At 62.8% G+C, this 20,049-nt stretch carries 18 protein-coding genes; 5 read left to right on the top strand and 13 right to left on the bottom strand.

The window, feature by feature from the left end; all coding sequences use genetic code 11:
• Positions 1-98 precede the first annotated feature (98 nt).
• The 10 genes from pgi to dksA all read right to left on the bottom strand — a co-directional run bounded on the left by pgi (position 99) and on the right by dksA (position 12,550).
• Positions 99-1,763 (bottom strand): glucose-6-phosphate isomerase, encoded by a 1,665-nt coding sequence (gene pgi / locus PFU01S_RS19725; RefSeq protein WP_027915403.1) that lies wholly within the window; start codon positions 1,761-1,763, stop codon positions 99-101.
• Between the two features lie 143 nt (positions 1,764-1,906).
• Complete coding sequence (gene panC / locus PFU01S_RS19730; protein ID WP_028687814.1) at positions 1,907-2,770, bottom strand: pantoate--beta-alanine ligase; 864 nt, start codon at positions 2,768-2,770, stop codon at positions 1,907-1,909.
• The gene (panB, locus tag PFU01S_RS19735) at positions 2,767-3,567 is read right to left on the bottom strand and encodes a 3-methyl-2-oxobutanoate hydroxymethyltransferase (RefSeq protein ID WP_027915401.1); all 801 of its coding nucleotides are present in this window, start codon (positions 3,565-3,567) and stop codon (positions 2,767-2,769) included. Before panB ends, panC begins: the two co-directional genes overlap by 4 nt.
• Before the next feature lie 250 nt (positions 3,568-3,817).
• Complete coding sequence (gene folK, locus PFU01S_RS19740; RefSeq protein WP_027915400.1) at positions 3,818-4,297, bottom strand: 2-amino-4-hydroxy-6-hydroxymethyldihydropteridine diphosphokinase; 480 nt, start codon at positions 4,295-4,297, stop codon at positions 3,818-3,820.
• Positions 4,294-5,676, bottom strand: a complete 1,383-nt coding sequence (locus tag PFU01S_RS19745; protein ID WP_027915399.1) for a polynucleotide adenylyltransferase PcnB — start codon at positions 5,674-5,676, stop codon at positions 4,294-4,296. Before PFU01S_RS19745 ends, folK begins: the two co-directional genes overlap by 4 nt.
• Before the next feature lie 750 nt (positions 5,677-6,426).
• Entirely contained in the window at positions 6,427-7,866 is a 1,440-nt protein-coding gene (locus PFU01S_RS19750) for a sigma-54-dependent transcriptional regulator (protein ID WP_028687815.1), read from the bottom strand.
• 4 nt (positions 7,867-7,870) lie between these two features.
• Positions 7,871-10,846, bottom strand: a complete 2,976-nt coding sequence (locus PFU01S_RS19755) for a sensor histidine kinase (RefSeq protein ID WP_027915397.1) — start codon at positions 10,844-10,846, stop codon at positions 7,871-7,873.
• Positions 10,830-11,006, bottom strand: coding sequence for a hypothetical protein (locus PFU01S_RS22205; RefSeq protein ID WP_003250005.1), 177 nt, complete (start codon positions 11,004-11,006; stop codon positions 10,830-10,832). Before PFU01S_RS22205 ends, PFU01S_RS19755 begins: the two co-directional genes overlap by 17 nt.
• A 146-nt stretch (positions 11,007-11,152) precedes the next feature.
• Positions 11,153-12,040, bottom strand: a complete 888-nt coding sequence (gluQRS, locus tag PFU01S_RS19765; RefSeq protein ID WP_028687816.1) for a tRNA glutamyl-Q(34) synthetase GluQRS — start codon at positions 12,038-12,040, stop codon at positions 11,153-11,155.
• A gap of 63 nt (positions 12,041-12,103) precedes the next feature.
• Positions 12,104-12,550: an RNA polymerase-binding protein DksA gene (gene dksA / locus PFU01S_RS19770; protein WP_023533176.1), complete on the bottom strand. Its 447-nt coding sequence runs from the start codon at positions 12,548-12,550 to the stop codon at positions 12,104-12,106.
• 210 nt (positions 12,551-12,760) lie between these two features.
• On the opposite strand from dksA, the gene PFU01S_RS19775 reads away from it, so the two are divergent.
• Both PFU01S_RS19775 and sfsA read left to right on the top strand, forming a co-directional pair.
• Complete coding sequence (locus tag PFU01S_RS19775; RefSeq protein ID WP_028687817.1) at positions 12,761-13,933, top strand: pyridoxal phosphate-dependent aminotransferase; 1,173 nt, start codon at positions 12,761-12,763, stop codon at positions 13,931-13,933.
• Positions 13,933-14,646 (top strand): DNA/RNA nuclease SfsA, encoded by a 714-nt coding sequence (gene sfsA, locus PFU01S_RS19780; RefSeq protein WP_028687818.1) that lies wholly within the window; start codon positions 13,933-13,935, stop codon positions 14,644-14,646. The genes PFU01S_RS19775 and sfsA overlap by 1 nt, the downstream gene beginning before the upstream one ends.
• Here the strand turns inward: sfsA and PFU01S_RS19785 are convergent.
• Positions 14,636-14,953, bottom strand: a complete 318-nt coding sequence (locus tag PFU01S_RS19785; protein ID WP_028687819.1) for a Rieske (2Fe-2S) protein — start codon at positions 14,951-14,953, stop codon at positions 14,636-14,638. The genes sfsA and PFU01S_RS19785 overlap by 11 nt on opposite strands.
• 150 nt (positions 14,954-15,103) lie before the next feature.
• Here PFU01S_RS19785 and PFU01S_RS19790 point away from each other — a divergent pair, with 150 nt between their 5' ends.
• From PFU01S_RS19790 to PFU01S_RS19800, 3 genes are read left to right on the top strand one after another with little or no spacing between them, the layout of a single operon-like run.
• Positions 15,104-15,988, top strand: coding sequence for a heme/hemin ABC transporter substrate-binding protein (locus PFU01S_RS19790; RefSeq protein WP_028687820.1), 885 nt, complete (start codon positions 15,104-15,106; stop codon positions 15,986-15,988).
• Between the two features lie 50 nt (positions 15,989-16,038).
• Positions 16,039-17,022 (top strand): FecCD family ABC transporter permease, encoded by a 984-nt coding sequence (locus PFU01S_RS19795; protein WP_174435403.1) that lies wholly within the window; start codon positions 16,039-16,041, stop codon positions 17,020-17,022.
• Positions 17,022-17,789, top strand: a complete 768-nt coding sequence (locus tag PFU01S_RS19800; RefSeq protein ID WP_028687822.1) for a heme ABC transporter ATP-binding protein — start codon at positions 17,022-17,024, stop codon at positions 17,787-17,789. Before PFU01S_RS19795 ends, PFU01S_RS19800 begins: the two co-directional genes overlap by 1 nt.
• Positions 17,790-17,979: 190 nt before the next feature.
• Here the strand turns inward: PFU01S_RS19800 and PFU01S_RS19805 are convergent, their stop codons facing one another.
• Both PFU01S_RS19805 and PFU01S_RS19810 read right to left on the bottom strand, forming a co-directional pair.
• The gene (locus PFU01S_RS19805) at positions 17,980-18,282 is read right to left on the bottom strand and encodes a TfoX/Sxy family protein (RefSeq protein ID WP_028687823.1); all 303 of its coding nucleotides are present in this window, start codon (positions 18,280-18,282) and stop codon (positions 17,980-17,982) included.
• 138 nt (positions 18,283-18,420) lie between these two features.
• A complete protein-coding gene (locus tag PFU01S_RS19810; protein WP_028687824.1) occupies positions 18,421-19,983 on the bottom strand; it encodes a bifunctional aminoglycoside phosphotransferase/ATP-binding protein in 1,563 nt (520 codons plus the stop codon).
• Between the last annotated feature and the right edge of the window lie 66 nt (positions 19,984-20,049).

Genomic DNA, 20,049 nt, shown 5'->3' on the forward strand with positions numbered 1-20,049 from the left:
GCCCCGCCAATCGCCCGGAAGCGAACTGCAGAAGCTACGGCGCACTTTTTTCACGCCCTGCCTGACAAGCAGGATGCACTGCCAGGCAGAGGGTGGGATCAGCCGCGATGGCGGCCGCGGAAGTAATTGATCAGGCCCTGGGTAGAACCGTCCTCGGCAACCTCTTCCTGGCTGCCCACAAGACGCTGGTACACACCCTTGCCCAGCTCCTTGCCCAATTCCACGCCCCATTGGTCGAAGGCATTGATACCCCAGACCACGCTCTGCACGAACACCTTGTGCTCATACATGGCCACCAGGGCGCCCAGCCGGCGTGGGCTGATACGCTCGACCACCAAGGTGTTGCTCGGACGATTGCCCGGAATGACCTTGTGCGGGGCGAGCTTTTGCACATCGGCTTCGCTCATGCCCTTGGCACGCAGTTCGGTCTCGGCTTCCTCGCGCGTCTTGCCCAGCATCAGCGCCTGGCTCTGGGACAGGCAGTTGGCGTAAAGCCACTGGTGGTGGTCGGCCACCGGGTTGAAGCTGACGACCGGCACGATGAAGTCGGCCGGGATCAGCTGTGTGCCCTGGTGCAGCAATTGGTGATAGGCATGCTGGCCGTTGCAGCCCACGCCGCCCCAGATCACCGGGCCGGTCTCGGTTTTCACCGGGGTGCCGTCCTGCAGCACGCTCTTGCCGTTGGACTCCATGTCCAGCTGTTGCAGGTGCTTGGTGATGTTGCGCAGGTAGTGATCGTACGGCAGGATCGCGTGGCTGCTGGCACCCCAGAAATTGCCGTACCACACGCCCAGCAGCGCCAGCAGCACGGGCATGTTCTTCTCGAACGGCGCGCTCTGGAAATGCTGGTCCATGGTGTAGGCACCGGAGAGCAGTTCCTTGAAGTTGGCGGTGCCGATGGCAAGCGCAATCGGCAGGCCGATGGCGGACCACAGCGAATAGCGCCCACCGACCCAGTCCCACATCGGGAAGATGTTCTCTTCGCGGATGCCAAACGCCACGGCGGCGGCCTTGTTGCTGGAAACGGCGATGAAGTGGCGGTACAGCTCGGCTTCCGAGCCGCCCTGGGCCAGGTACCAGGTACGCGCGGCCATTGCGTTCTTCAGGGTCTCGAGGGTGTTGAACGACTTGGACGAGACGATGAACAGGGTGGTTTCGGCGCGCAGGCTGGCCGACAGTTCGTGGAACTCGCTACCGTCGATGTTCGCCAGGTAATGGCAGCGTACACCGCGCTGGGCGTAAGGCATCAGCGCTTCGGATACCAGTTCCGGGCCCAGGAACGAGCCACCGATACCAATGTTGACTACGTCGGTGATGGGCTTTTCGCTGTAGCCACGCCATAGGCCATCATGGATGCGGCCTACCAGCTCGGTGATCTGGTTGAGCACCTTGTGCACTTCCGGCATGACGTTCACGCCGTTGACGCTGAGCTTGTCACCCACCGGGCGGCGCAGGGCGGTGTGCAGCACCGGCCGGCCTTCGGAGGCGTTGATGATCTCGCCGCTGAACATCGAGGTGATGGCGTCCTTGAGGCCCACTTCGTCGGCCAGGTTTACCAGCAGGTCACGTGTCTGTTCGGTGATCAGGTTCTTGGAATAATCCAGGAACAGGCCACAGGAGCTCAGGGAGAATTGTTCGAAGCGCTGAGGATCGGCGGCGAAGGCTTCACGCATGCTGAAGCCTTGCATGGCATCGCGGTGCTGCTTGAGCGCCTGCCAGGCGGGTAGAGCCGTGACATCGTGGGGGGTACGGTAATACGCCATTGCGCGGGGGTCCCTTGGTCCGTGGTGATGCGTTGGACACGGCAGTCATTGCCGGGTTCAGGCTGGCATCATTATAGGCAAAGGTCCGGCGCTGGGAATGGGGGGCGTTCAAGTAGATGAGGTGCCTGGGCACCCCAGGCCGTTCAGGCAGTCGTGTCCTGCACTTGCACGTACAGGTTGTCGATCAGGCGGGTGTTGCCCAGGTAAGCCGCCGCGATGACCACCAGGTCTCGGTCATCGACCACGGCCGGGCGCAGGGTCAGGGCATGCCGTACTTCCAGATAATCGGTGCGCAGACCGGCTGTACTCAACTGGGCCTGGCCGTCGGCCACCAGCGTGGCGAAGTCCTTTTGGCCATGGGCGATGGCAGCTGCCAGTGTCTGGAGTACCCGATACAGCACTGGCGCTGTTGCCCGCTGCTCTGGGGTGAGGTAGCCGTTGCGCGATGACAGTGCCAAACCGTCTGCGGCGCGCACCGTAGGCAGGCCCATCACCTGGATCGGCATGTTCAGGTCGCGCACCATGGCGCGGATGACTGCCAGCTGCTGATAGTCCTTTTCGCCAAAGACCGCGAGGTCAGGCTGCACCATGTTGAACAATTTGCTGACCACGGTGGCCACGCCTTCGAAGTGCCCTGGCCGACTGGCGCCGCACAGCCCTTGCGACAGGGTGGGCACGCTGACCCGCGTCTGCACGCTCATCCCGTCCGGATACATTTCATCCACGCCAGGGGCAAACAGCAGGTTGCAGCCCGATTCAACCAACAGCTGCTGGTCGGCTGCCAACGTGCGAGGGTATTTGTCCAGGTCTTCATTGGCCCCGAACTGCAGCGGGTTGACGAAGATGCTGGCAACGACGAAGTCGGTGCATTGCGCGGCCTTGACCACCAGGGCCGCATGGCCGCTGTGCAGGTTGCCCATTGTCGGCACGAAGCCGATGCGCTTGCCTTCGTTGCGGGCGCGGGCTACGGCGGCGCGCAGCTCCCGCACGTTCTTGACTGTATTCATGCGCTGAACCCGTGTTCACTGGCGGGGAAGGTGACCTGCTTGACGGCCTGGACATAAGCGGCGAGGGCGCTGGCGATGTCAGGTTGGCCGTCCATGAAGTTCTTCACGAACTTGGGCACCCGACCGCTGAGAGACAGGCCGAGCATGTCGTGCAGCACCAGTACCTGACCATCGGTGGCGTTGCCGGCACCAATGCCGATGACCGGGATGCGCACGGCCTGGGTGATCGCTGCGGCCAGATCGCTCGGCACGCACTCGAGCAACAGCATCGCGGCGCCCGCGGCTTCAAGGGCGATGGCATCGGCCTGCATCTGCCGGGCTTGTGCCTCAAGGCGGCCTTGTACTTTATAGCCGCCGAGCACGTTTACGGTCTGAGGTGTCAGGCCCAGGTGGGCGCACACAGGCACGCCGCGCTCGGCCAGCAGCCGAATGGTCTCGGCCAGCCAGGCTGCACCTTCGATCTTGACCATGTGGGCGCCGGCCTGCATCAGCGCCGCGCTGTTGGCAAAGGCCGATTCGGGCGTGGCGTGGGCCATGAAAGGCAAGTCGGCGAGAATCAATGCGCCGTGATTGCCGCGCTTGACCGAGGCGGTGTGGTAGGCCATGTCTGCCGTGGTGACCGGCAAGGTGCTGTCATGGCCTTGCAAGACCATGCCCAAGGAGTCGCCCACCAGCAGGACGTCGACGCCAGCCTGGCTGGCTGCCTTGGCGAACGTCGCGTCATAGCAGGTCAGCATGGCGATTTTTTCACCCTTGGCCTTCAGGCCATTGAGGGTGGAAAGGGTTACTTCAGGCATGTAGAGAGTTCCTCATTCTGGCGCCAGGGGAAACGACTGCATGCAACCTGAGTAGTCATCTTCCGCAGCGGCACATCATCGCGCGTGATGTTCTGGCACAGGTCCGTCCGGGCCTCGATAGGGGTGCGCAACACGGGGGTGCCACGCGGGTCGCCTATAGTCGTGAGCGGAATGAGGGAAGTCAATCACCCTGTTACCGCATTGTTACGATCAGGGTGTTACTGGCGTTACTGCCCTAACGAACGGCCGGTTACAGGCGTTCGAGGCCAATGCAAGGGCAGGCGGCGAGCAGTTGGGACAGTTGGCGGCCATCGGCAAGCCGGAAGTCTGCAGGTACCAGTTCGGCCAGCGGATAAAGCACGAAGGGCCTGGCATGCATGTGGTAGTGCGGTACCTGCAGGCGCGGCAGGTCCAGCACCTGGTCGCCGTACAGCAGGATGTCCAGGTCGAGGGTGCGCGGCCCCCAGCGTTCCTTGCGCACCCGGCCCTGGTCGTTTTCGATGGCCTGCAAGGCATCGAGCAGGTCAAGTGGCGCCAAGGCGCTGTCGAGCGCGGCGACCGCATTGGTGTAGCGGGGCTGACCCGGCAGTAGCGAATCGCTGGTATACAGCGCCGAAGCAGCCACCAGTCGCGTTGCCTGGACCTGATCGAGGGCGTCCAGGGCGCTGCGCAACTGCTCGGCCGGGGCATCCAGATTGCTGCCCAAGCCGACGTACACGCGGATGCTCACTCGAAGGCCTCTTCACCACCGCGCTTGCGCTTGCTGTTGCTGCGCTTGCGTTTGCGGGACGCACCGCCTTCATCACGGCTGCCCAGGTCGCGAATCATGTCGCGGCGCTCGCTGTCATTGGCTTCCTGATACTCGGTCCACCACTGGCCAAGGTCATCGGTTTCTTCGCCAGCGCTTTCGCGCAGCAGCAGGAAATCGTAACCGGCACGGAAGCGCGGATTGTCCAGCAGCATGTCGGCGCGTTTACCGCTGCGGCGCGGCAGGCGTTCCTGCATATCCCAGATTTCGCGGATCGGCAGCGTGAAGCGCTTGGGGATGGCGATGCGCGCGCATTGCTCGGCGATCAGGTCATGGGCTGCGCCGTTCATGGCCGGAATCGGTGGCACCCCTTGATTCTGCAGGTGCAGAACGCGTGCTGGCAGGGCAGGCCACAACAGGGCTGCGAACATGAAGGCAGGCGTTACCGGCTTGCCTTGCTTGACGCGCAGGTCCGTGTTGCTCAGCGCCTGGCTGATCAGCGTGTGGGTATAAGTGGGGCGGTCTTCCAGCGCCTGGGCACTGGCGGGGAACAGGGGCTCGAACAGCTGCAGGTCGACCAGCATTTCGAACACCATGGCGCCCTGGCCCGAAAGGAACAGCTTCAGGCTCTCTTCGAACAGCCGCGCCGGCGGTATTTCGCGTAGCAACGGCGCCAGTTCGCGGATCGGCTGTACGGTGTGCTTTTCGATACCGAAGTCGAGCTTGGCTGCGAAACGCACCGCACGCAGCATGCGTACTGGGTCTTCCTGGTAGCGATGGGTAGGATCGCCGATCAGGCGCAACAGGCGATTGCGCACATCGTGCACGCCGTTGGCGTAATCGAGGATGCGCTCGCTGACCGGATCGTAATACAGCGCGTTGATGGTGAAGTCGCGGCGCTGCGCGTCTTCTTCCAAGGTGCCATATACGTTGTCGCGCAAGATTCGCCCGCTGGCATTATGGGACGAGCGGTGGCTGTCGCCCTGATCGTCCTCGGAGTGAGGGGCACGGAAGGTGGCGACTTCAATGATTTCACGGCCGAAATGCACGTGAACCAACTTGAAGCGGCGGCCGATGATCCGCGCGTTACGGAACTCGGCGCGTACCTGTTCGGGGGTGGCGCTGGTGGCCACGTCGAAGTCTTTCGGCGTGATGCCCAGCATCAGGTCGCGGACACAACCACCGACCAGATAAGCCTGGTAACCGGCGCTCTGCAGGCGCTCCACGATGTTCACCGCATGGCGGCTGAACTGGTGGCGCTGCAGCGAATGCTGGCTTTTGTTGATCACCTCGGGCGTGGTACGCCGGTGGTGCTGGCCCGGTACGGGCGGGCGGAACGACTGGAACAGCTTCTTCAGCATGGGATGCACTGTTTGAAGGAATGTTCGGCCAAGAATATGAGAATGGCCGCATGATGGGCGGGGATTCTAGCATTTACTCGCGGGATGGTGTAGGCGGTCGCAGAATGCCTGCCCAAAGGCAGAAACGACAAGGGGAGCCTAAGCTCCCCAAGAAGTCGTTGCGTGTGCTCTTATTGTTTTTTTTGCGGGCTTCTTGTTTTTGTTGAGCGCCCTGCCACTAAGCGCGAAGCTTGTGGACGACCCCCAAGCCAGGGGTAAAGAGCAAACGGATTGCTTTGGCCGCTGATGTCACGTTGATCGTCGATCCATCCAGTTCAGGTGCTGCTTTTTAGTGCAGTTTTTGTTGTTCTCTGCCTGGGTGTGGGGCAAGCCCCAAACATGCATCCTCTCCAAAAGAATCAGTTAGCTGCGCCTCCGCCGTCTTGTTCTTATTGTGCGTGAGTCGTTTCGTCTTGTTCTTATTGTGGGTTGCAGTGCTTGTTATTGTTTTTGTACTAAGCATATAGCAGAAGGCGTGCCAACTTTGGCTGGCCCAGCAAATCCGGGGGTTTGGTCATTTCTGCAGGGTTGCATCCCAGGGGCGCAACGTGTTTTTCGTTACCGTTTGCCTCGGTAACTGTTACGTGCCAGCAGGCAGGTAACAGATTTTGCAGAGGGGGAGGGTGCGGGGAATCGGTTTGAGCCCTATTACGAGGAAGGGCTTTGCAGCGTGACCGAAGACGGGCAGGAGATGACGCCTGCCCGGTTGAATCAGTTCTCGCTGGTGGCGTTGGTTTTACGGCGTGGAATACCCAGGCGCTGCCTGCGCTCCCAAAGGCATTTACGGCTGACGCCCAGCTTGCGTGCCAGCTCGGTCTCGGTCATGTGGTCCTGATGCTCCAACACGAAATGCTGGAAGTAGTCCTCCAGCGACAGGTCTTCGGTCGGCTCATGACTGGCCGTGGCGGCACCGGCCACGGTCAGCGTACTGTCGAGCAGCTCGTCCTCGTCCAGCTCGCTGAGCTCGATGTCGATGCCCAACAGCTCCGCCGAAATTTCCGGGCTCTCGCTCAGGATCACCGCGCGCTCCACGGCGTTTTCCAGTTCTCGCACGTTGCCGGGCCAGCTGTAGTGACGAATGGCCTGCTCTGCCTCGGAAGAGAAGTGCAGATCGTCGCGCCCGATCCGCGCGCACTGGCGGGCCAGGAAGGCACTGGCAATTTCGTTCACATCGCTGCCACGCTCGCGCAGGGCAGGTAGCTTGAGCGCGATCACGTGCAAGCGGTAATACAAGTCTTCACGGAACTGACCGGCCTTGGCCAGGTTTTTCAGGTCTCGGTGAGTGGCCGCGATCAGGCGCACGTCGACCTTTTGCGACTGCACCGAACCCACCCGGCGAATTTCCCCTTCCTGAAGCACGCGCAACAGGCGCGCCTGAGCTTCGAGTGGCAGTTCGCCGATCTCGTCAAGGAACAAGGTGCCGCCGTCAGCAGCCTCCACCAGCCCGGCCCGGCCTGCGCTGGCGCCGGTAAAGGCGCCCTTTTCGTGACCGAACAGCTCGGACTCGATGAGCGTTTCGGGAATCGCCGCGCAGTTGACCGAAATCATCGGTGCCTTGGCCCGCCGAGACAAGTTGTGCAGCGCGCGGGCGACCAGTTCCTTGCCGGTGCCTGATTCACCCTGGATCAGCACATTGGAATCGGTAGGGGCGACCTTGCGGATCTTGTTGAACATGTCCTGCATGGGGGCGCAGGAACCGATGATGCCGATATCTCCGTTGGTCGCCGGTGCGCTGGCTTTGTCCGCCGGGGCAGACTTGCCGGAAACCGGGCGTGGCTCAGGGGCTGCGGGAGGCGCGCTTGGCCGATCACGCAGGATGCGCGCAACCGCCTGGAGCATCTCATCATGATCGAACGGCTTGGCGATGTAGTCGACCGCGCCCATTTTCATCGAGTCCACGGCCGAGCGCAGGCTGGCGTAGCTGGTCATGATCAGCACAGGCCTGCCCTCGCCGAGCTTGATCAACTCGGTGCCAGGGGCACCCGGCAGGTGCAGGTCGCTGACGATCAGGTCGAAGGTCGCAATGCTGAAGCGTTCCTGTGCTTCCTGCACCGAGCCGGCTTCGCTGACCTGGTACTGGTTCCGTTCGAGCAGGCGTCGCAGGGCCGAGCGGATGATGGTTTCGTCTTCGACGATCAGAATATGCGGCATTGATTCAATTCTCTCGACGGTCTCGATTTTCAGGGGACGTCGCTACGACATGCCGGGGCAGGGTCACGCGGATCCGTGTGCCACGTTGCCGTTCGATATCGGCCGGGCTGTCGATGGTGATTTGTCCATAATGCTCTTCCACGATGGAATAGACCAGCGCAAGGCCCAGCCCGGTTCCCTCGCCAGGGTCCTTGGTGGTGAAGAAGGGTTCGAACAAGCGATCCATGATGTTCTTCGGAATGCCGCTGCCCTCATCCTCCACGATCAGGTCGACCGTGTGCTCGCAGCCCACGGTGCGCACGCGGATCGCGCTGCCGGGTGGGGAAGCGTCCCGCGCATTGGACAGCAGGTTGATCAGCACTTGGGCCAGGCGCTGCGGGTCGCCCTCTGCCCAGTGGTCGGGGTCGCACAGGTTGAAGAACTGCACGTCGAAGTTGCGCCGATTCAAGGCCAGCAGGCCAATGGCGTCCTGGGCCACTTCGGCCAGGCACACGGGTTCTTCGCTGTTCTGATGACTGCCGCCTGCATGGGCGAAGCTCATCAGCGACTGCACGATGCGCGACACCCGCTTGGTCTGTTCGAGGATCTGGCTGGACAGCTCGATGATTTCCCCATCCCCTTCGCGCTCCTCGCGAAGGTTCTGCGCAAGGCAGGCGATGCCGGTGATCGGATTGCCGATCTCGTGGGCCACACCCGCCGCCAGGCGACCGATGCTGGCCAGGCGTTCGGAGTGCACCAGCTTGTCTTCCAGGGCCTGGGTGTCGGTCAGGTCTTCCACCAGCAGCACCAGGCCACTGTTGCCTGGGGCCAGCGGTTCGTCGATGGCGGCCTTGTGCAGGTTCAGCCAGCGCGGCTGGCCGTCCAGCGCCAGGCGCTGCTTGTGCAAGTGTTCATCCGGCACATTGATGAAGCCTTGCAACAGGCCCCGCCAGGGTTCGGCAATGGTGATCAGGCGCGAACCGACCACGTGCTTGGCCGCAATGCCGGTCAGCTCTTCCATGGCCTTGTTCCACATGAGGATTTCCTGGTCCTTGGCCAGGGAACATACCCCCATCGGCAGCTCCTGAAGCGTCTGGCGGTGATAGCGGCGCAACGCGTCGAGTTCGGCAGCCAGGCCGGTCAGGCGCGAGTGGTAGTCTTCCAACCGGCTTTCGATGAAGTGGATGTCTTCGGTCACATAGTTTTCATTGCCCGACTTATAGGGCAGGAAGGTCTCCACCATGTCCTGGGCGACGCTTGGGCCCATCAGGCCGGACAGGTTGGCCTCGATGCGGTCGCGCAACCGACGCAGGGCGTAGGGGCGCCGCTCGTCGAAGGGCAGATACAGGTCGCGCAGGGCTTGCTCCACTTCTTTCTGCGCGGCCTTGGCGCCCAGTGGCTTGGCCAGCTGGGTGGCGAACTCCTGTGGCGAGGCGGCGTGCAGTTCGCGGCGCTGGGGACGGCGGACGTTGTCGACGGCGCAGGCTTCGGCGGCGGCCACCTCTTCGTTGCTGGCATTGGTGAACAGGGAGATCAAGGTGAACAGCAGCACGTTGGCGGCCAGCGATGCAATGGCTGCCATGTGCCAGCTGGTGTCGTCGAGCACGTAGATCATGTCCAGCAAGGGGATGTAGAAACCCTGCAGGTTACCCAGCAGCGGCAGCAGCATGGTGCCCATCCACACCAGGGTGCCCGCCACTAAGCCGGCAATGAACCCCCGCCTATTCGCCGTGGGCCAGTACAGCACCGACAGGACCCCTGGCAGGAACTGCAAGGTGGCCACGAACGCGACGATGCCCAGGTTGGCCAGGCTCTGGTGGTTGCTCTGGGTGAGGTAGAACATGAAGCCGGCGGTGATGATGGCCACGATCAAGGCCCGGCGTGTCCACTTCAGCCAGCGGTAGATGTTGCCCTCGGCAGGCGGCTGGTACAGCGGCAGGACCAGGTGATTGAGCGCCATGCCCGAGAGGGCGAGGGTGGTCACGATGATCAACCCGCTGGCTGCCGAAAGCCCGCCGACATAGGCCAGCAGGGCCAAGGCCTGGTTGTTGGCCGCGATGCCCAACCCCAAGGTGAAGTATTCCGGGTTGGTACTGGCGCCCAGGCGCAAGCCGGCCCACAGCACCAGGGGCACGGCCAGGCTCATCAGCAGCAGGAACAGCGGCAGCCCCCAGCTGGCGCTGACCAGCGAACGCGGGTTGAGGTTTTCGGTGAACGCCATGTGGTACATGTGCGGCATGACGATCGCCGAGGCGAAGAACACCAGCAGCAAGGTGCGCCACGGGCCTTCCTGCAAGGGCGTGTGCAGGGCCGCGAGCGCCGTCTGGTTCTGCAGCAGCCAGACCTCCAGGCCGTGGGGCCCGCCAAAGACACCATACAGGGCATAAAGGCCGATGCCGCCCAGGGAGATGAGCTTGATCACCGACTCGAAGGCGATGGCGAAGACCAGCCCCTCGTGCTTCTCACGGGTAGCGATGTGCCTTGAACCGAAGAAGATGGTGAACAGGATGATGAGGGCACAGAAGGCGAACGCTACCCGGGCCTTGACCGGCTCCCCGGTGAGGATGCTGATGGAGTCGGCCACGGCCTGGATCTGCAGGGCAAGCAGCGGCAACACCCCGATTAGCATGATCACCGTGGTCAGAGCCCCGGCCCAGGTGCTGCGAAAGCGAAAAGCCAGCAGATCGGCCAGGGACGATAGCTGGTAGGTCCGGGTGATCTTCAGGATCGGATACAGCAACACCGGTGCCAGCAGGAACGCCCCGGATACCCCCAGGTAACAGGCCAGAAAGCCGTAGCCGTACTGGTAGGCCAGCCCGACCGATCCGTAGAACGCCCAGGCGCTGGCATAAACCCCCAGCGACAAGGTGTAGGTAAGGGGGTGGCGGATGATCGAGCGCGGTATCAAGCCGCGTTCGCTGACCCAGGCCACGCCGAACAGCACCAGCAGGTAGCCGGCACTGATCAGGATCATCTGGGTCAGGCTAAAGCTCATCGGCATCTCGTTGGCTCTGCAGGATGAAAGTGACGACGATCAGGATGAGCCAGAGCAGGTACGGGCGGTACCAGGCTCCGGTGGGCTCGATCCACCAGTCCATGATGGCCGGGGAGAACAGGTAGATCCCCACGACCAGAAGCAGGACCAAACGATAGATGTACATGCGGGCCTCGACGGTTGGGCGCTGCGGGTGTGGATCTATTATTGGCGCATATGGCGTGGCGGATGCTAGCGGGAATCGGCAGCGTTGGCCAAGGGTTTGAATTTCATGGCCTTTTGATTCAGGTTGGCGGGTTATCGAAACCCGGCCTAGCGCAAGTCGGCCTCAGGGACCGTGGTGCGCTGGGCAATGCGTTCGGGCCGCCACTGCGCACGTGCCAGGGCCAGCACTTCGGCCGGGGTGGCGCTTGCGAGCTGCGCGGGCGTGTCCTGGCCCAGTGCCCTGAGCGCGCGCAGCAGCAGCGGGGTAGCCTGGTCGGCCTGCAAGGGCGGGGAGCGGTACGACTTGCCCAGCTTGTGGCCGTCAGGCTGGACGATCAGCGGGACATGCAGGTAGCGCGGCTGCGTGAAGCCGAGCAACTCCTGCAGGTACAGTTGACGGGGAGTGTTGTCGAGCAAGTCGGCGCCGCGCACGATGTCGGTGATGCCTTGCCAGGCGTCATCGAGCACCACCGCCAACTGATAGGCATAGAGCCCGTCGCGGCGCTGAATGACGAAGTCGCCGACGTCGCGGCCCAGGTGCTGCTCGTACTCACCTTGAACCCGGTCGGTGAAGCGGTAGGTCAGCTCCGGTACCCGGATACGAATCGCCGCACCTTCGCGGGCATGCCCGGCGTTGCGACAAAAGCCGGGGTAGATGCCGCCGTACGCTTCCAGCTGCTTGCGCGAACAGGTGCAGGCGTATGCCAGGCCCATGTTGAACAGGCGGTCGACCACGCTGGCATAGACATCAAAGCGCAGGCTCTGGAAAGCCACTTCGCCATCCCATTCCAGGCCGTAGCGCTCCAGGGTTTGCAGGATGGCATCGCGCGCGCCGGGCATTTCCCGTGGCGGGTCGGTGTCCTCCATGCGCAGCAGCCAACGCCCGCCCACGGCTCGGGCGTCCAGCCAGGACGCCAGGGCGGCTACCAGGGAGCCAAAATGCAGGAAACCGCTGGGGGTGGGGGCAAAGCGGCCGATGTAACGGGACTGGGTCATGATCGGGCAGGGCATATAAATGAAGCGGGGCGCATGATGCGCCCCGTTTGGAGAAGAAGACGATCAGCCTTTGCCGACGGTCTTTTCTTTCTTCTCGGCAATTTCCTTGCAGTCAAAGCACAGGTCGGCGGTAGGACGGGCCTCCAGACGGCGCAAGCCAATCTCGATCCCGCAGGAATCGCACCAGCCGTATTCTTCGTCCTGAATCTTTTGCAGGGTTTTGTCGATTTTCTTGATCAGCTTGCGCTCGCGGTCGCGGTTGCGCAGCTCGAGGGCGAATTCTTCTTCCTGGCTGGCACGGTCGGCCGGGTCGGGGAAGTTCGCCGCTTCGTCCTTCATGTGGTCCACGGTGCGGTCCACGCTCTGCATGAGCTCGCCTTTCCAGGCATTGAGAAGCTTGGTGAAGTGCTTCTTCATGGGCTCACCCATGTATTCTTCGCCCTTGGTCTCTTGATAGGGCTCGACACCGTACATGGTTTGACCGGTTTTTTGCTTTTCTACGGTGGACATGAATAGACCGCCTCTCACTCATCTGATCCTATGCGCAGGATGCTCCATCTCCGGCGACCGCCGGCCCTGCGACTGCGAGCCGCCGAACTTACCAGATAGATCGGGGGTGCGCTAGCCCGCCCGATCCTGCTTACTGACACCGGCGCGAACCGTACGTTCGATTGCGCGCAAGGGTAGAATCCCAAGTTTAGACCCGATTGAGAGAAGGACATGGCCCAACCCTACAGTGCGCGCAGTCGCGCCATCGAACCCTTCCATGTCATGGCGCTGCTGGCGCGTGCCAATGAGCTGCAGGCAGCCGGGCATGACGTGATCCACCTCGAGATCGGCGAGCCGGACTTCACCACGGCGGCGCCCATCGTTGCCGCTGGGCAAGCCGCGCTTGCCGAAGGTCACACCCGGTACACGGCCGCCCGTGGTCTGCCGGCACTGCGCCAGGCAATCGCCGGTTTCTATGGTCAGCGCTACGGCCTTGACGTCGATCCGGAGCGCATCCTGATCACGCCAGGTGGTTCCGGGGCGCTGCTGCTGGCCAGCAGCCTGCTGGTCGATCCCGGCAAGCATTGGCTGCTGGCCGACCCGGGCTACCCGTGCAATCGCCACTTCTTGCGCCTGGTCGAGGGCGGGGCGCAGTTGGTGCCCGTAGGGCCTGAGGTGAACTATCAGCTCGATGCAGAGCTGGTGCACAAACACTGGAATGCCGATACGGTCGGCGCCTTGGTGGCATCACCTGCCAACCCGACGGGGACGGTGCTGGGGCGCGAGGCGTTGGCCAGCCTTGCCCAAGCCACGCGCGCCCGCGCCGGTCACCTGGTCGTGGACGAGATCTACCACGGCCTGACCTATGGCATGGACGCGCCCAGCGTGCTTGAGGTGGACGATTCGGCGTTTGTGCTAAATAGCTTTTCCAAATATTTCGGCATGACCGGTTGGCGCCTGGGTTGGTTGGTGGCACCCGAAGATGCGGTGGCTGACCTTGAGAAATTGGCGCAAAACCTCTACATCAGCGCACCCAGCATGGCCCAGCACGCCGCGCTGGCCTGCTTCCAGCCGGAGGCGCTCGGGATCTTCGAGACGCGCCGGGCAGAATTTGCCAAACGCCGTGATTACCTGCTGCCAGCCCTGCGCAGCCTGGGTTTCAAGATTGCCGTGGAGCCCCAGGGCGCGTTTTATCTGTACGCCGATATCAGCGCATTCGGGGGTGATGCCTTCGGCTTCTGCCGACATTTCCTGGAAACCGAGCACGTGGCGTTTACCCCTGGGCTGGACTTTGGTCGCCACCTGGCCGGCCATCATGTGCGCTTCGCCTACACCCAAAGCCTGCCGCGCCTGGAGCAAGCGGTCCAGCGGATTGCCCGTGGCCTGCAGAGCTGGCAGGGCTGATGCGCTTTTCTCCTGCCCTTGAACAAGGTCGGCTGCTGCGCCGGTACAAGCGCTTTCTGGCCGACATCGAACTGGCCACTGGCGAGCAGCTGACCATCCATTGCCCCAACACCGGCTCCATGCGCAATTGCATGCGCGAGGGTGGCCTGGTGTGGTTCAGTCGCTCAAGTGACCCGAAACGCAAACTGCCAGGCACCTGGGAAATCAGCGAAACCCCGCAAGGTAGGCTGGCGTGCGTCAACACCGGCCGCGCCAACGCATTGGTGGAGGAGGCGCTGCGGGCGGGGATCATCACCGAACTGGCAGGTTTCACTGCACTCAAGCGGGAGGTGGCCTACGGTGAAGAAGGCAGTCGCATCGATTTTCGTCTGGAATTCGACGGTGCACCGGCTTACGTGGAAGTGAAAAGCGTAACCCTGGGTTACGCCGACAGCACCACGGCGGCGTTCCCGGACGCCGTCACCCAGCGCGGTGCCAAGCACCTGCGCGAGCTGGCCAAGCTGGCGCGTCAAGGCATACGGGCGGTTCAGCTGTATTGCGTGAACCTGACGGGTATCGAGGCCGTACGACCGGCCGATGAGATCGACATGGCCTATGCCCAAGCGCTGAAGGCGGCGGCGGCCGAGGGGGTCGAAGTGCTGGCCTATGGGACCCGGCTGGATGCCGAGGGCATCGTCATTGACCGGCGCCTGCCGGTGATCCTCACACCTTGAGCCAGATGCCCTGACTGTCTTCGAGGCAGTCCAGGGCCTGCAACGACTCGCCTTCGCAAGGCCCGGACACACATTCGCCCGTCTCGATCAAAAAGAGTGCACCGTGGTGGCTACAGTGAATAAGGCTGTTGCTGTCGTCCAGAAAACGTTCCTGCGGCCCGTTCAATGCAATGCCACGGTGCGGGCAGCGGTTGCGGTAGAGGTAGACGCTGCCTTGGCGGCGAACGCCCAGCAGGAGAACGCCGTCTACATCGAACGGGCGGCTCTGGCCTTCGGGCAAGCTGTGGGAGGGGCAAAGAAAGTGCATGGCAGGCCTGACTCTTGGAACGGTGGTCGACTTGACGCGTCAATGCGAACAATTATCAAATGGCTGTCATTCGCTGCGCCTGGCGTTGCATGGTGCGCAGTTCTGCCGCCTGCTACAAGGTGTGGGGGCCAATCCAATAAAGGAAATCCAATGATGCGTCGCCTTGCCGCCGTGCTTGTTCTTGCCGCCTGCCCACTGCTCTGCACCAAGGCCCTGGCAGCCGAACAGTCAAGCCGTTGGGTCAGTGCTGGCGGTGCCTTGAGCGAGTGGGTGGTCGCGTTGGGCGCTGAGCGGCGGTTGGTCGGCGTCGATACCACCAGCCAACACCCAGCCTCCTTGAAAGCACTGCCCAGTATTGGTTATCAGCGCCAGTTGTCCGCCGAAGGCATTCTGAGCCTGCGCCCTGACAGGTTGATAGGTACGGATGAAATGGGCCCACCGCCGGTGTTGGCACAGATCACCAGGGCCGGCGTGCCCGTCGAGGTGTTCTCCAGCCAGCCTGATATCGATGCCCTCGGGCAGACCCTCAAGCGCCTGGGCGAGCTGCTTGGGGCCCAGGCGCATGCCGCACGTGCGACTGAAGACTTTCGCCATAAGCTCGATGAACTGCACGACAAGGTACGCCAGGCACAAGCCGAGCAGCCCGCGCCCGGCGTGGTGTTGCTCGTGGGGCATGCCGGTGCCAAGCCGTTGTTGGCAGGTACCGGCACGGCAGGGGATTGGGTCTTGCAGCAGGCCGGGGGACGTAACCTTGCAACCCATCAGGGCTACAAGGACTTTTCCAGCGAGGCGCTCGCGGCGCTGGACCCGGACGTCATCGTGTTCTCGGACCGCGTGCTCACCGATCAAGCAGCCTTGCAGGCGCTGTTGAAAGAAAACCCTGCACTGGCCGCGTCGCGTGCAGTGCATGATCAGCGCCTGGTTCAGCTTGACCCGACCCTGCTGGTCGGTGGGCTGGGGCCGCGCTTGCCAGCCACGCTTAGGGTGCTGGCCGCTGTGTTCTATCCGTCGGCCACTATCCGCTTCGTGCCATGAGGCCATGGGTTCGACCGCGCACGTTGTTCATCTGGCTGGGCTGTGCATGCGTGCTCGCCATCCTGCTTTCCTTGTCGCTGGGGCCCGTGAGTCTGCCGCTGACCGATACCCTGCAGGCCAGCTTGCGGCTTTTGGGTGTACCGCTTGCAGCAGAGGGTTTGCAGCAGGCGCAGATGATCATTGGCCAGATCCGCCTCCCGCGAACGCTGCTGGGGCTGGCTGTGGGCGCGGTGCTGGCCTTGTCGGGGGTGGCCATGCAGGGGTTGTTTCGCAACCCGCTGGCAGACCCTGGGCTGGTAGGCGTGGCGGCCGGTGCGGCGGTTGGCGCCGCAGTCGCGATCGTTGGGAGTCAATGGCTGGGTAACATACCCGAGGGTTTGTCACCGTATCTGTTGTCGCTGTGTGCGTTTCTGGGCGGACTGGGTGTGACCGCGCTGGTATACCGGCTAGGCAGGCGCGACGGGCAGACCAATGTGGCCACCATGCTGCTGGCCGGGGTGGCCATGACCGCACTGGGCGGCGCGACCGTGGGGCTCTTCAGCTACCTGGCAGATGACGCCACCCTGCGCACCTTGACGTTCTGGAACCTGGGCAGCCTCAATGGCGCAAGTTACGCGCGGATCTGGCCTCTGCTGCTGGTCGCGACGGGCGTTTCGCTCTGGCTACCTCGCCGGGCGAGGGCGCTCAACGTGCTGATGCTGGGGGAGTCCGAAGCCCGCCATCTGGGTATCGACGTCGAGCGCTTGAAGCGCGAGTTGGTGTTCTGCACGGCATTGAGTGTCGGGGCGGCGGTGGCCGCAGCCGGCTTGATCGGTTTCATCGGCCTGGTGGTGCCGCATTTGGTGCGAATGCTGGCCGGCCCTGACCACCGGGTGGTATTACCTGCCTCGTTGTTGGCAGGTGGCGCTTTGATGCTGATGGCCGATCTGGTGGCGCGGCTGCTGCTGGCCCCTGCCGAGCTTCCCATTGGTATCGTCACCGCTTTCATTGGCGCGCCGTTTTTCTTGTACCTGCTGATCCGAGGGCGCGCGTGATGCTGCAAACCGAAGGCCTCTACCTGCGCCGTGGTCAACAGGACGTTCTGCGGGGTATCGATCTGCAGCTACCGCCTGGGCAGATCGTCGGTGTATTGGGCCCGAATGGTGCGGGCAAAAGCAGTCTGTTGGGAGCGCTCAGTGGCGAACTCGTGCCTGCGCAGGGGCGAGTGACACTGCAAGGGCGACCGCTGTCGGGCTGGGCCGGCCCCGAGCGCGCGCAGCGATTGGCGGTGTTGCCACAGGTGGCCAGCCTCGGTTTTGCGTTCCAGGTGCAGGACGTTGTGGGGATGGGGCGCATGCCGCATGCCACAGGGCGCCTGCGTGACGCACAGATTGTGGAGGCGGCATTGCAGGCAGCAGATGCAGCCCACCTTGCACAGCGCAGTTACCTGGCGCTGTCGGGTGGCGAGCGCCAGCGGGTGCACCTGGCACGGGTGATGGCGCAGTTGTGGCCGGGCGAAGAGGGCGTGACGTTGTTGCTCGACGAGCCCACCTCCATGCTCGACCCGCTGCACCAGCACACGACCCTGGAGGCGGTGCGTCGTTTCGCAGATCGTGGCGCTGCCGTTTTGCTCATTCTGCATGACCTTAACCTGGCAGCGCGGTTCTGCGACCAGATCCTGTTGCTGGAACAGGGGCGCAGTTACGCCTTGGCCAGCCCTGCCGGTGTGCTCACCCCAAAGGCGCTCAAGGCTGTCTTCGGAATCGATGTCATCGTGCAGGCGCACCCTGAGCGTGGGCATCCGTTGGTCATCGCCCGCTGAAAGAGAAGCAGGCCGTGTTCATGACGTCGGTCGGGTACTCGACCTGAACAGCCAGGCAAAAAAAGACCCGGCAAAATGCCGGGTCAATAACCGTGATTAGCCTGATGAGGAGATAATCTGAGAGTCCGAACCAAGGGCTCTGAGGTTATCCAACCAGTCTCGCGACCAGTTGTGATAATCATAACGATTCTCATTCGTGGGTCAATAGCTTATTACACTTTATTTTTGCCTCGCGCCGAGTGGCGGCTTCCAGCAGCTCGAGCAGTGCCGTCTTGCGCGGGTGCGGCAGCGCTCTCCAGCCAACATCCAGCAGGGCGCCTTCGATGGCGAACAGCAGTACCTTGGTAGCGCGAAAACCGCGAGCCTTCACCGTCAAGTAGGCCTGGACTGCGCCAAGGCGGCGCAGATCCGACGGGGTTTGCACGCCGGCGGCCTTAAGCCACTGGACTGACGTCTTGCCAAGGTTTTTCAGGCATTGCAGATCCTCGGTCATCACGCCTCCTTGCGATGGTTGAGGAAAGAGCGCATGGCGCTGGAGCAAGTGTAGCGGGGCCCTACACGTGCGCGGCCTTTTGACAAGGCCGCAGGTCGGAGGCGCGTCGCTTGAAACGGCGTCTTGCCGCTTCAGGTATCAGAGCCCTGGCAGGCGCTGACGGATTTGCTCGATGACATGGTCCATGCTGCTGCTCGCCTGGGTGTCTACCGGCGTGCTCAAGGCGACTTCCTCGACAGCCAACGGCTCACGGCTTGCCTGTTGGGCCTGAACGACCTCCAGGGTGGCATCCGACGGATCCTGGTTCTGCGCCTGGCGTTGCTGCAGCCAGCTGCTGATCACGGCATCCGGGGCATGGCAATCGAGGATCAGGAAGGGGACGCCTGTTTGGCTCGCGACGTCGGCGGCGGCTTGGCGCTGTGCATGCTTGAGGTAGGTGGCGTCGAGTACCACCGGCAAGCCTGCCCGCAGCACGGTACCTGCAATCTGGTGAAGGCGCTGGTAAGTGGCTGCACTGGCCTCTTGGTCGTAGATGCCTGCGCTCAACTGGCCTGTCGTGTCTTGCGCCTGTTCGCCGAACAGACGTTTGCGTTCCACATCCGAGCGCACGCGCACGGCGCCCAGCGCTTCGACCAGACGCATGGCGACATGGCTCTTGCCGACTGCCGAAACCCCATGGGTAATGGCCAGCAGGCGTGAAGGAATGGCGCTGTAGCTTTCTGCGAGATTGGCGTAGTTGCGGTAGGTACGCAGGGTCGTGGCCTTCTGTACGCCATCGGCGTCGGCAGGCATGCTGAACAGCGCGACCTTGGCACGCACCAGGGCGCGGTAGGCCTTGTAGAAGTTGAGCAACTCCAGCCCTTCATAGTCGCCGGTCAGTTCCAGGTACTGGCTGATGAAACGCCGGGCCAGGCACTTGAGCCCGCGGTCCTCGAGGTCCATGGCCAGGAAGCCGGTATCGGCATAGACGTCGGTCAGGCGGAAGGGCTCATTGAATTCGATGCAATCGAAGATCACCACCTGGCCATCGATCAGGGTCGCGTTGCCCAGGTGAATGTCGCCGTGGCATTCGCGAATGAAACCTTCGGCCTTGCGGCGTTCGAGCAGCCCATGCAAGCGGTCGAAACTGCTGCGCGCCCAAGCTTGCAGGGCGTCGAGCTGTTGCAGGTCGGCCTTGTCGCTCAGAAACGGACGGATCTGTTCGAAGTTCTGCTCCACCGGTGCCATCACGCTTTCTGGCGTACCCAGCGGGTGCTCCACCGGCACGCGAGGCGCCTGCATGTGGAACTCGGCGATCTGGCGGGCCATCTGGTCGACATGGGCAGCGGTCAGCTCACCGTTGGCCTGGAGAGTTGACAGCATCTGTCCCTGTGGGAATTGGCGCATTTTCAAGGCGAATTCGATGGCCTGGCCCTCTCCACCGATCTGCGGGGCGTCGGCGGTGCCGGTGATTGGCAGCACCTCCAGGTACAGACCGTCGGTCAGGCGCTGATTCAGGCGCAGTTCTTCGTTGCAGAAGTGCTGGCGCTGATCCAGGTGGGTGAAGTCGAGGAAGCCGAAGTTCATCGGCTTCTTGATCTTGTAGGCATACTCACCCGTGAGCAATACCCAGGAGATATGCGTCTCGATGAGGTGGAACCCATCCACGGTGTGGGGGTACAGGGCAGGGTTCTGCAACGCAGTGATGAGGGCTTGGCTCACGGGAAATCCTTCCGGGGGCAGGGAATTCGAATCGGCCATTATGGTCAATGGTGCCGTCCCTGCCTA

The organism is Pseudomonas fulva NBRC 16637 = DSM 17717 (assembly GCF_000730565.1).
Taxonomy (GTDB): Bacteria; Pseudomonadota; Gammaproteobacteria; order Pseudomonadales; family Pseudomonadaceae; genus Aquipseudomonas; species Aquipseudomonas fulva.

Bases quoted from the DNA above. Each gene is read 5' to 3' on its own strand.
- pgi (WP_027915403.1), bottom strand. From the start codon at position 1,763: ATGGCGTATTACCGTACCCCCCACGATGTCACGGCTCTACCCGCCTGG.
- panC (WP_028687814.1), bottom strand. From the start codon at position 2,770: ATGAATACAGTCAAGAACGTGCGGGAGCTGCGCGCCGCCGTAGCCCGC.
- panB (WP_027915401.1), bottom strand. From the start codon at position 3,567: ATGCCTGAAGTAACCCTTTCCACCCTCAATGGCCTGAAGGCCAAGGGT.
- PFU01S_RS19745 (WP_027915399.1), bottom strand. From the start codon at position 5,676: ATGCTGAAGAAGCTGTTCCAGTCGTTCCGCCCGCCCGTACCGGGCCAG.
- PFU01S_RS19750 (WP_028687815.1), bottom strand. From the start codon at position 7,866: ATGCCGCATATTCTGATCGTCGAAGACGAAACCATCATCCGCTCGGCC.
- PFU01S_RS19755 (WP_027915397.1), bottom strand. From the start codon at position 10,846: ATGCCGATGAGCTTTAGCCTGACCCAGATGATCCTGATCAGTGCCGGC.
- PFU01S_RS22205 (WP_003250005.1), bottom strand. From the start codon at position 11,006: ATGTACATCTATCGTTTGGTCCTGCTTCTGGTCGTGGGGATCTACCTG.
- gluQRS (WP_028687816.1), bottom strand. From the start codon at position 12,040: ATGACCCAGTCCCGTTACATCGGCCGCTTTGCCCCCACCCCCAGCGGT.
- dksA (WP_023533176.1), bottom strand. From the start codon at position 12,550: ATGTCCACCGTAGAAAAGCAAAAAACCGGTCAAACCATGTACGGTGTC.
- PFU01S_RS19775 (WP_028687817.1), top strand. From the start codon at position 12,761: ATGGCCCAACCCTACAGTGCGCGCAGTCGCGCCATCGAACCCTTCCAT.
- sfsA (WP_028687818.1), top strand. From the start codon at position 13,933: ATGCGCTTTTCTCCTGCCCTTGAACAAGGTCGGCTGCTGCGCCGGTAC.
- PFU01S_RS19785 (WP_028687819.1), bottom strand. From the start codon at position 14,953: ATGCACTTTCTTTGCCCCTCCCACAGCTTGCCCGAAGGCCAGAGCCGC.
- PFU01S_RS19790 (WP_028687820.1), top strand. From the start codon at position 15,104: ATGATGCGTCGCCTTGCCGCCGTGCTTGTTCTTGCCGCCTGCCCACTG.
- PFU01S_RS19800 (WP_028687822.1), top strand. From the start codon at position 17,022: ATGCTGCAAACCGAAGGCCTCTACCTGCGCCGTGGTCAACAGGACGTT.
- PFU01S_RS19805 (WP_028687823.1), bottom strand. From the start codon at position 18,282: ATGACCGAGGATCTGCAATGCCTGAAAAACCTTGGCAAGACGTCAGTC.